9 protein-coding genes are annotated in these 10,895 nt (G+C 64.3%); 7 read left to right on the forward strand and 2 right to left on the reverse strand.

All coding sequences use genetic code 11. From position 1 onward, the window contains the following. Positions 1-2: 2 nt before the first annotated feature. Together ACQY5B_RS20160 and ACQY5B_RS20165 are read right to left on the reverse strand one after the other, a co-directional pair. A complete protein-coding gene (locus ACQY5B_RS20160) occupies positions 3-884 on the reverse strand; it encodes an SMP-30/gluconolactonase/LRE family protein (RefSeq protein ID WP_420327757.1) in 882 nt (293 codons plus the stop codon). Beyond that, positions 885-1,598: a FadR/GntR family transcriptional regulator gene (locus ACQY5B_RS20165; RefSeq protein WP_420327756.1), complete on the reverse strand. Its 714-nt coding sequence runs from the start codon at positions 1,596-1,598 to the stop codon at positions 885-887. A gap of 125 nt (positions 1,599-1,723) precedes the next feature. On the opposite strand from ACQY5B_RS20165, the gene ACQY5B_RS20170 reads away from it, so the two are divergent. The 7 genes from ACQY5B_RS20170 to ACQY5B_RS20200 all read left to right on the forward strand — a co-directional run bounded on the left by ACQY5B_RS20170 (position 1,724) and on the right by ACQY5B_RS20200 (position 10,845). Beyond that, positions 1,724-3,646, forward strand: a complete 1,923-nt coding sequence (locus ACQY5B_RS20170) for an ABC transporter substrate-binding protein (protein ID WP_420327755.1) — start codon at positions 1,724-1,726, stop codon at positions 3,644-3,646. Between the two features lie 88 nt (positions 3,647-3,734). Continuing rightward, positions 3,735-4,721 carry an ABC transporter permease gene (locus ACQY5B_RS20175; RefSeq protein ID WP_305969319.1) on the forward strand — a complete coding sequence of 329 codons (987 nt, stop codon included), beginning with the start codon at positions 3,735-3,737 and terminating at the stop codon, positions 4,719-4,721. Then, positions 4,714-5,913 (forward strand): ABC transporter permease, encoded by a 1,200-nt coding sequence (locus tag ACQY5B_RS20180; RefSeq protein ID WP_305969318.1) that lies wholly within the window; start codon positions 4,714-4,716, stop codon positions 5,911-5,913. The genes ACQY5B_RS20175 and ACQY5B_RS20180 overlap by 8 nt, the downstream gene beginning before the upstream one ends. Continuing rightward, positions 5,888-7,591 carry an ABC transporter ATP-binding protein gene (locus tag ACQY5B_RS20185; protein WP_428400306.1) on the forward strand — a complete coding sequence of 568 codons (1,704 nt, stop codon included), beginning with the start codon at positions 5,888-5,890 and terminating at the stop codon, positions 7,589-7,591. Before ACQY5B_RS20180 ends, ACQY5B_RS20185 begins: the two co-directional genes overlap by 26 nt. Continuing rightward, positions 7,588-8,457 carry an alpha/beta hydrolase gene (locus tag ACQY5B_RS20190; protein WP_420327753.1) on the forward strand — a complete coding sequence of 290 codons (870 nt, stop codon included), beginning with the start codon at positions 7,588-7,590 and terminating at the stop codon, positions 8,455-8,457. The genes ACQY5B_RS20185 and ACQY5B_RS20190 overlap by 4 nt, the downstream gene beginning before the upstream one ends. Beyond that, positions 8,454-9,608, forward strand: coding sequence for an enolase C-terminal domain-like protein (locus tag ACQY5B_RS20195; protein ID WP_420327752.1), 1,155 nt, complete (start codon positions 8,454-8,456; stop codon positions 9,606-9,608). The genes ACQY5B_RS20190 and ACQY5B_RS20195 overlap by 4 nt, the downstream gene beginning before the upstream one ends. Continuing rightward, positions 9,601-10,845: an enolase C-terminal domain-like protein gene (locus ACQY5B_RS20200; protein ID WP_420327751.1), complete on the forward strand. Its 1,245-nt coding sequence runs from the start codon at positions 9,601-9,603 to the stop codon at positions 10,843-10,845. Before ACQY5B_RS20195 ends, ACQY5B_RS20200 begins: the two co-directional genes overlap by 8 nt. Positions 10,846-10,895: the final 50 nt, after the last annotated feature.

Raw genomic sequence — 10,895 nt, forward strand, 5'->3', positions numbered from 1 at the left:
GGTCATCCCTGGAAACGAGGTTGCGGCAGCCCGGTGACGCCCACACCGGTGATTGCAAAGAGGCCGCCGGCCAAGGGCTGCGCGGGGTCGTCGGCCAGCCCGGCACCGATCGAAGTGACGAAAAGCGTGGCCAGGTCCGCGCCGCCGAACATCGGCTTGGTCGGCTTTTCCACCGGCATGTCGATGGTCGTCAGCAAGTCGCCCTCTGGCGAAAGGCGATAAAGTTGCCAGCCGGAGACACCGGCCTGCCAGTAACAGCCTTCGGCGTCCACGGTGCCACCATCCGGTCGGCCCGGAACAGAGCGCGTGTCGAAGAACACCTCCGGGTCGCCTGGTGTGCCGGTCGCGGTGTCGTAGTCGCAGGCCCAGATGGTGCGCACGCCCGGATTGCTGTCCGAGAAATACATCCGTCGCCCATCGGGCGAAAAGGCCAGCCCGTTGGTCGTAAAGATCCCGTCGCGCCAGGCCGTCACCGTCCCGTCCGGATCGAGCCGGTAGAAGGTGCCCAGCGCCTCGGGGTCGCCACCGTCTTTCATTGTTCCCGCCCAGAACCGTCCCTGCGCATCGGTCGCGCCATCGTTGAACCGGTTGTTTGGCAGATGTGCTTCTGGATCGTGAATCGCCTCGCGCGCGCCGGTCTCCGGGTCGAAGAACCAGAATCCGGACTTCGTCGCCAGCACCAACCCGCCCTGTTCCCGCACCGCGAGGCACCCCACCGGCTCACCCCAGTCGATGGCATGGTTCTTGCCCGTGGCCGGGTCATAGCGATAGATGACGCCCCCCGGGATATCGACCCACCAGAGGCACTGCGCCCGGTCATCCCAGACCGCGCCTTCGCCGACCCCGGCGCCAACCGGCGCTACGCATGTGATCTCAATCCCCATCTACTCCCCCTTGAAGACCCGGTTTTCCGAGCCGTCGATATGCGCGCCCATGGCGGCGCGGGCCGCTGCCGCATCCCCTGCCTCCAGCGCATCCACGATGACCTGGTGTTCACTGCTCATGTCGCGCTTGCCCTTTGCATATCCGCTCCGCCCCAGCGAGCGGACGAACTTGCCGATGAACAGCATGTGCGGGCGTAGCATCTTTATGGTCTCAAGCAGGAATCGGTTGTCAGACAACTTGGCAATCTTGAAGTGAAACGCAAGGTCCGGTTCGACCGTTGCCGTACCCGCCTCCGCCAATCCCTGCATCTCGGCGATATAGCCACGCAGTTCGGCGACATCTGCCGCTCCGGCCCGCGCCGCCGCAAGCGCCGCCGTCTCGGTCTCGACAAAGCGACGAAACCGGAAATAGGCGGCAATGTCGTCGATACTGCCCAGCGGCTCATATCCTGCGCCTTCCTTGGGCGGACCAACGCTGACGAAAGATCCGGCCCCCTGCTTTGACACGATCAGGCCATCCTCGCGCAAACGGGCAAGCGCCGTGCGCACGACCGGGCGCGACACACCATAATCGCCCGCCAGCTCGTTTTCGCTGGGCAGGCGCTGACCCAGCGAAAAGGTTCCGCTACGGATTGCGTCAAGCAGTTCGGAATAAACGCTTTCCTCAAGCCGCGTCCCGCCGCGCGTCGACTTTGCCCCCTGTGCCTCAGCCATCTTCCCCTCCAGCAACAGCGCCCCCAGACGCATTACAACATATAAAATTAGTTTGACAAGTTGTAAACTCAATGCAGAGTCGAGGCACTGAAAAAGCGCGATTCACGCGCTCAGGGAGGAGAGACATGACCCAACACTGGCGAATTGCATCGCTGGCCACTGCGGCCATCGGCGCCTTGCTCATGCCGCTGGCCGCCGCTGCATATACCGACGCGCCGATGCTGGCCGACAAGGTCGCCGCAGGCGACCTGCCCGAGGTGGACGCCCGCCTGCCCGACCAGCCCGAGGTGATCACGCCGCTGAACGAGATCGGCACATACGGTGGCAAAATCCGCCGGTTCCTGTCCGGCTCGAACGACCACAACTCGATCCTGCGCTTCGTGATGCCCCAAGGCCTGACCCGGTGGAAGCCCGACTTCTCCGGCGTTGTGCCCAACATCGCCGAAAGCTGGGAGGTCAACGAGGACAGTTCCGAATTCACCTTTCACCTCCGCGAGGGCATGAAATGGTCGGACGGTGAACCCTTTACCGCCGACGACATCATGTTCTTCGTCGAAGACCTGCTGCAGAACAAGGAATTCTATCCCAACGCCCCGGCCCGTTTTGTCGTCGCCGGAGAGGTCATGACAGCGGAAAAGGTCGACGATTACACCGTCACCCTGAAATTCGCCGCGCCCTACGGCACCTTCCTGACAGAGCTAGCCACACCGCTGGCGCAGGAACCCGTGCTCTGGGCCAAGCATTACTGCCAGCAGTTCCACCCGAAATACAACGCCGACGTCCAGCAGATGGTCGATGCGACCGAGGCCGTCGAGGACTGGCCCAGCCTCTACCGCCTGAAATGTGGTGAGGTCGAGGCGCCGAACCGCTGGGCCAATGCAGAACGCCCGACGCTGGACCCCTGGGTCGTCACCGGCGACGGCTATACCGCCGGGTCCACCCAAGTCATCATGGAGCGCAACCCCTACTTCTGGCAGGTCGACACCGAGGGCAATCAGCTGCCCTACGTCGACCGGCTGCAATGGGGCGTGTCGCAGGACGCTCAGGCCATCCTGCTGGAAGCGATCGCCGGCAACGTCGACATGCAGGCCCGCCGGATCGCGACGCTGGCCAACCAACCGGTGCTGTACCAGAATCAGGACAAGGGCGGGTACAAGCTGTACCAGCGCACCGCAGCGGATTCCAATGACATGGCAATCCACTTCAACCACACGCACAAGGACCCCGAGATGCGGGCCTTCCTGACCAACAAGGACGTGCGGATCGCGCTATCGCTGGGCATCGACCGCGAAGAGATCATCGACATCGTCTACCAGGGCGTCGGTGAACCCTGGCAGATCGGCCCCCTGCCGCAGCACATCCTCTACAACGAGAAACTGGGCCGCCAGCACACCGACTATGACCCGGACCGGGCCAACAAACTGCTGGATGCCGCAGGCTATGCCGAGCGCAACGACGACGGCATCCGCCTGTTCCCGTCCGGAGATCCGATCATTTTCAACGTCAACTATCCCGGCGTCGAGGTGCCGCACTGGGGGGACAGCCTTGAGATCATCAAGGACCAGTGGTCACAGATCGGCATCGGCCTGAACTCCAGCAGCGTGGAACGGTCGATCTACTACAACCGCGGCGAAGCCAACGAACATGACTTCATGGTCTGGGGCGCGCCCGGCGGGCTGGACCCGACGCTGAGCCCGCGCGACGTGCTGGCGATCCACCCGCAGGCCTCGTGGTTTGCAATCCCATGGGCGCGCTGGCACCTGTCGGGCGGCGCAGACGGGCAAGAGCCCAGCGAGTCCATGAAAAAGCGGTTCGAGCTGTATGATGACTTCAAGGCCGAGGCCGACCAGGACAAGGCGCTGGACATCTTCCGCGAGATCCACCGCATCGCGGCGGAAGAGTTCGAGATCATCGGCATCACCACCCGGCCCAGCGTCTACGGCGTCGTGAACGCCAAGCTGCGCAATGTGCCCGACGCCCTGCCAGGGTCATGGATGTACCCCGATCCGGGCCCGACCCTGCCGCAGACGTATTTCTACGCGGAGTGATCCGCCGCCGGGGTGCGCAGCCACTGCGCACCCCACCCACCCGACGCGGGCCGCGCGACCGTCGCGGGCCTGACGCAAGAGGTTCCCCATGATCTGGCGCTATATCCTCAAACGGGTCATCTGGATGATCCCGTTCATGTTCGCGGTCTCCGTCGTGGCCTTCCTGCTGATCCAGGCGCCGCCGGGAGACTACCTGACCACCTATATCGCCAAGCTGGGCGAGTCGAACGAGCTTCTGGACCAGGCCTCCATCGACAACCTGCGCGCGCGCTTCGGGCTCGATCAGCCGCTTTACGTCCAATATTTCAAGTGGGTGGCGAACCTGCTGCAGGGCGATTTCGGCATGTCCTTCGAATGGCGACAGCCGGTGTCCGACCTGGTGTGGGAACGCATGGGCCTGACGCTCTGCCTCAGCTTTGCGACGCTTCTGTTCACCTGGGCCGTGGCCTTTCCCATCGGCGTCTATTCCGCCGTGCACAAGTATTCCATCGGCGACTACATCGCCACGACCATCGGCTTCATCGGCCTGGCGACCCCGAACTTTCTGCTGGCGCTGATCCTGATGTATATCGGCGTGGTTCACTTCGGCACCGACGTGGGTGGATTGTTCAGCCCCGAATACCAGAACGCGCCGTGGTCCGCGGCCAAGGTCTGGAACCTGGTCGAACACCTCTGGCTGCCGGTCATCGTGCTTGGCACCTCGGCCACCGCCAGCCTGATCCGCATCATGCGCGCCAACCTGCTGGACGAGCTGAACAAACCCTATGTCGACACGGCGCGCGCCAAGGGCTTGTCGGAGTTTGCCCTCATCATGAAATACCCGGTCCGCGTCGCGCTGAACCCCTTCATCTCGACCATCGGCTGGGTGCTGCCCAACCTGGTGTCGGGCGCCGTGGTGACAGCCATCGTCCTGTCACTGCCAACCGCCGGGCCGCTGATGCTACAGGCGCTGCTATCCCAGGACATGTACCTGGCGGGCGCCTTTGTCCTGCTTCTGTCTTCGCTGACCGTGATCGGCATGCTGATCTCGGACATTCTCCTTGTCCTTCTCGACCCACGGGTGCGCTATGAGTGACTCGACCACGAACACCACGCCCGAAGACGATCCGCACAGCGCGGCGCTTCCGGCGGAAAGCCATGTGCACGACGCCCCGGCCATCGACCCGGACAAGGCACCCGACAAGGTTGCCATCGCCTCGCAATGGCAACTGACCTGGTGGGCCTTCAAACGGCACCGGCTGGCGGTCTTCGCGCTCTGGATCATCGGGCTCTTGTACCTTGTGTCGATCTTTGCCGAGTTCGTCGCCCCCGACGATCCGACGAAACAGAACCGGCGCGCGGTCTATCATCCGCCGCAGATGATCCACCTGATCGACCGCACGGACGACGGCATCCGCCTGCGCCCCTACGTCTGGAAGATGGACCGCCAGCGCGATCCCGCCTCGCTGGCCATCACCTACGTCAAGTCCGATGAAAAGATCTACCTGACGCTGTTCGGACGCGGCCCCGAGTACAAGTTCTGGGGTCTCTGGGACAGTGACCGCCACCTCTTTGCCACGCAGGATCCGCGTGAAAAGTTCTTTGTCTTCGGGGCTGACAGGCTGGGCCGCGACATGTTCAGCCGCATCCTGTACGGAACCCGGATTTCCATGTCGATCGGCCTGGTGGGTGTGGCGATCAGCCTTGTGCTGGGCATCACGCTTGGGGGGCTATCGGGCTATTACGGCGGCCGCGTCGACGCGGTGATACAGCGCATGATCGAGTTCGTGCTCAGCCTGCCGACGATCCCGATCTGGCTGGCGCTGGCGGCCTCGCTGCCACCGGACTGGCCGATCTACCAGCAGTATTTCGTCATCACCCTCATCGTCAGCCTTGTCGGCTGGACGGAACTGGGCCGGGTTGTGCGGGGGCGCTTCCTGGCGATGAAGAACGACGATTTCGTCATCGCGGCCCGGCTGGATGGCGCGTCGGAGGGGCGGATCATTTTCCGGCACATGCTGCCTTCGCTGTCGTCGCATATCATCGCCTCGCTGACGCTCGCGATCCCCCTGATGATCCTGGCGGAAACCGGGCTGTCCTTCCTGGGCCTGGGCCTGCAACCACCGGCAATTTCATGGGGCGTGCTGCTGAAAGAGGCGCAGAACATCATCTCGATCAGCCAGGCGCCCTGGCTCTTCATTCCGGGCGGCTTTGTCGTCGTCGCGGTCCTTGCCTTCAACTTTCTCGGGGACGGCATGCGTGATGCCGCGGATCCATATGGCCACTGACATGCACCCCATCCTGCAGATCCAGAACCTGAACCTGGGATTTTCCATGCGGCAGGGCGTCTTTGACGTGCTGCACGGGATCAGCTTTGACCTTCACCGGGGCAAGACCACCTGCGTCGTCGGAGAGTCCGGTTCGGGCAAGTCCGTCACCGCGCGAACGATCCTGAACATGGTCCCGCCACCAGGCAAGATCAACGGCGGGCGCATCCTGTTCAATCCCGACGGGACAGAGATCGACCTGACCGCGCTGGACCCGCGCGGCCCCGCGATCCGCCAGATCCGCGGCGGACGCATCGCGATGATCTTTCAGGAACCGATGTCGTCGCTCTCGCCGGTCCATACCATCGGCAGCCAGATCATCGAGGCCATCCGCCTGCACCGCGACGTGTCGAAGAAAGAGGCGCGCAACCTTGCCATCGAGGTTCTGAAACAGGTCGAGATCCCCAACCCGGACAAGGCTGTGGACCGCTACGCCTTTGAATTCTCGGGCGGGATGCGACAGCGGGCGATGATCGCCATGGCGCTGTCCTGCCGCCCCGACGTGCTGATCGCGGATGAACCGACCACCGCGCTGGACGTGACCACCCAGGCCGAGATCCTCGACCTGATGAGGAACCTCCAGACCGAACTGGGCATGGCGATCATGTTCATCACCCATGACATGGGCGTGGTCGCCGAAATCGCCGACGAGGTCGTGGTGATGGAAAAGGGCCACGTCGTCGAACAGGGCAACATCCACCAGATCTTTGACGCGCCGCAGCACCCTTATACCCGCAAGCTGTTGGGCGCGGTGCGCCGTCTAGAAGAGCCGGCAGCGGCCAAGGTGCGGCCGGCGCAGGACGCGGGCAACATCCTCCGGGTCGAGAACCTGCAACTGCGGTTCGAAAAGAAGGAGGGCTTCTTTCAGCGTGTGACCGACGTGACCCGCGCCGTGGACAGCGTCAGTTTCGACCTCAAACAGGGCGAGGCGCTGGGGATCGTGGGCGAAAGCGGGTCGGGCAAAACCACCGTGGGCCGCTGCATCGCCCGCGTCTACGACCCCAACGCCGGCGTGATCGACTACAACGGTCAGGACCTGATGACCGCGAACAAGGAGGCACTGCGCGACACGCGCAAGCAGGTCCGCATGATCTTTCAGGACCCTTTCGCCTCGCTGAACCCGCGCATGACCGTCAAGCAGATCATCGCGGAGCCACTGGTCGTGAACGGCATCGCCAAGGGGCAGGAACTGGAGGACCGAGTGGCGAAACTGCTGACAGAGGTCGGGCTGGACCCGGGCATGATGGAACGCTACCCGCATGCCTTTTCCGGCGGTCAGCGACAGCGTATTGTCGTCGCCCGTGCCATCGCGCTGGAACCCCGGCTGGTGATCGCGGACGAGCCGACAAGCGCGCTGGACGTCTCGATCCGCACGCAGGTTCTGGACCTTCTGCTGAAACTCCAGGCCGAGATGGGGCTGTCCTTCATCTTCATCAGTCACGACATGGCCGTGATCCGCTATTTCTGCGACCGGGTGGCCGTAATGTACCGCGGCAAGATCGTCGAGATCGGCGAGACCGAGGAGATCATCACCAACCCGCAGCACCCCTATACCAAGGCACTGCTGTCCTCCGTCCCGATCCCCGACCCGAAACTCCGCGGCACCCGCCAGCGCCACAGATACCTGGCCGAAGCATGACAAGGCAGGACCAGCTGGCCCCCGGCATGGCCGAGGCCATCCGCACGCACGAAAGCCTGTCCGACGCCGAGGCCGCGACCTTCTGGGCCGAGGGGGCAGACTGGGTGCCGACCGAAGACACGGACTATACCGGTGCGGCCGGCCAGCCACAGGCGGCCCGCATTTACCACGGCGCGGCCAAGCGTCCGGTGGCGCTTTATATCCACGGCGGCGGCTGGACCGGCGGTTCCATCGCGCTCAACGAGCGTGCCTGCCAGATCATGGCGCGAGACAGCGGCTGCACGGTGGTCTCGATCTCCTACCGGCTGGCGCCCGAACACCCCTTCCCGGCCGGGCTACAGGATTGCCGCGCGGCGATTGACCAGTTCCGCGCGCGCTTGGCGGGTCGGCCCTTTGTCCTGTCAGGCGCCTCCGCCGGGGGCAACCTAGCGCTTGCCTTGGCCTTTGACAGACCAGTTCAGGGCCTTGTCCTGTATTACGGTGTCTTCGGCGACGATTTCGAAACGTCCAGCTATCGCCACTATGCCGAGGGGTACGGCCTGACACGCACCCGGATGCAGGAACTGTTCACGCTCTACGACCCGCAGGGACACCATGCACACGACCCACGCCTGTGCCCGCTCAAGGCAACGGACGACCAGTTCCGTCGCCTGCCGCCCACATGCCTGATCGCCGCCGGGCTCGACGTTCTGCGCGACGACACACTGGCGCTGGCCGACAGGCTGAGGCGCCTCGACACCCCCCACAGCCTGCACGTCGAACCCGGCGTGACACATGGCTTCATCAACCGCGGGCGCCTTGTACCCGCCGCCGACGCCTGCCTGACGCGGGCCGCACGCTTTCTTGCCGATCCGGAGCAGCCATGAAAATCGAGACGATCACCGCCAAGACCTTCCGCCACAAGACACGCATGGTCCGCGACAGTGACGGCCACGGCCACCCCGGACCCGAAAGCGACACCACCTCGGGCCTGCTGACCATCACCACTGATGACGGCCACCAGGGCCATGTCGTCACCCGGCCGCAAGACATGGCCGAACCGCTTCTGGACCGTTTCGTGCGACCCAACCTGATCGGGCAGGACCCGCTGTGCACCGAACAGCTCTGGTACAAGGTCTACAAGTGGCAGCGGCTTGGCAGCGGGCTGTTGACCGACCGCGTGCTGGCGGCGGTGGACCTCGCGCTGTGGGATCTCAAGGGCAAGGCCGCCGGCCAGCCGGTCTGGAAACTGCTGGGCGGAGCGCGGCCCAGCATCCTCGCCTATGGCTCGACCATGTGCGGCGACGACCTCGAAAACGGGCTGGCAACGCCCGAGGACTACGCCCGCTTCGCCGACTGGATGGTGAACACACGCGGTTACAAGGCGGTCAAGCTGCACGGCTGGATGCCGCCCATGCCAGGCGCGCCGGACCCGAAAAAGGACTACCAGGCCTGCGCCGCCGTACGAGAGGCGGTCGGTCCGGACGTGCCCCTGATGCTGGACCCGCATCATTTCTACACCCGGACAGAGGTACTCTGGCTGGCCAACAAGCTGGCCGAGCTTGATTTCCGCTGGATGGAAGAGCCGATGGAAGAGGCCTCCATGTCCTCCTACAAGTGGCTGACCCGGAACACGCCCCTGAACATCCTTGGACCCGAGACCATGACCGGCAAGCACTGGACCCGCGCCGAATGGGTCAAGCACGACGCCTGCGACATCGTCCGCGCCGGGGTCTGGGACGTGGGCGGGATCAGCCCGGCGATGAAGATCGCCAACATGGCCGAGTGTTTCCACATGTCGACCGAGATACACGGCACCGGCGCCGGGAACCTTTCGGTCGCGCTGGCGATCCACAATACCAGCTTCTACGAACGCGGCCTTTTGCACCCCTTCATCGACTATGACGCGCCTAAGGAATATCAGAACCGCATCGACGACGAGATGGACGCCGAAGGCTATGTCCACGGGCGCGATGATCCGGGCTTGGGGCAGGATCTGAACATGGATTACATCGAGGGGAATCTGGTGAATGTCTGACACCCGCATTGCCGATTTGCGCGTCACCCCCATCGCCTTTGCCGACCCCCCGCTGCTGAACAACGCGGGCTGTCACCAGCCCGTCGCCCTGCGCTCGATCATCGAGCTAGAGACCGGGGGCGGCGTGATCGGCCTGGGCGAAAGCTATGGCACCCGTGGCGTGCTGGACGGGCTGGCGGCCCTGGCTCCCTTGCTGCCCGGGCTGGACGTGACCGACCTGAACGGCCTCTGGGCGCGCGCCCGGCGGGCCGTGTCGGGCGGACAAGAGGGCTATTCCGGCGATGACCGGCTTTTGCCGCGCGTCGTCGGCGCGGTCGAGGTCGCCATGTGGGACGCGCTGGGTAAATCCACCGGGCGCCGGGTCTGCGACCTCCTGGGCGGACAGGTGCGCGAGGATGTGCCCTTTTCCGCCTATCTCTTCTACAAGTTCGCCGGGCATTCCCGTGCCGATCCCGACGATTGGGGCGAGGTCCTGACCCCCGAACAGCTCGTGGGAGAGGCGCGGCGCTTCAAGGAGTTGCACGGCTTTGACGCCATCAAGCTCAAGGCGGGCATCCTGCCGCCCGAGGAGGAAATTGAAGGCTTGCGTGCCCTGCGCGCGGCCTTCCCCGACGCGCCGCTCCGGATCGATCCGAACGGCGGCTGGACGGTCGAGACCACTCTGCGCCTCTTGCCGCAACTCGAGGGGCTGATCGAGTACCTGGAGGATCCGACCGTCGGGATCGAAGGCAACGCCCGCGTGCAGGCCGCCACGGATATTCCGCTGGCGACCAACATGTATGTCGTCCACCCCAGCCACCTGCCCGCCAACATGGCGCAGGATGCCTTTCGCGTGATCCTCAGCGACCACCACTACTGGGGCGGGCTGCAGGCCAGCCGCGAGCTGGCAAGGATCTGTCAGATCTGGGGGCTGGGCCTGTCGATGCATTCGAACTCGCACCTCGGGATCAGCCTCGCCGCGATGACCCACCTTGCCGCCGCAACGCCCAACCTGACCTATGATTGCGACACCCATTCGCCCTGGCAGACCGACGAGGTGATCGAGGGCGGCAAGCTGGCCTTCCACAATGGGCGGTTGCCTGTCCCCGATGGCCCCGGCCTTGGCGTGACGCTGGATCGTACCGCTTTGGCACGCCTTCACCGGAACTACCTCGATGCCGGGATCACCGATCGCGACGACGCCACCGAGATGCGCAAGCACTGGCCGGATTGGCAATTCGGTCGGCCAAAGTTCTGAGCCCGGGCGGGCCGAAACCCGCCAATCACATTTTTTTCATTCTGCCGGTT

It is taken from the genome of Antarctobacter sp. (assembly GCF_965277915.1).
GTDB lineage: Bacteria > Pseudomonadota > Alphaproteobacteria > Rhodobacterales > Rhodobacteraceae > Antarctobacter.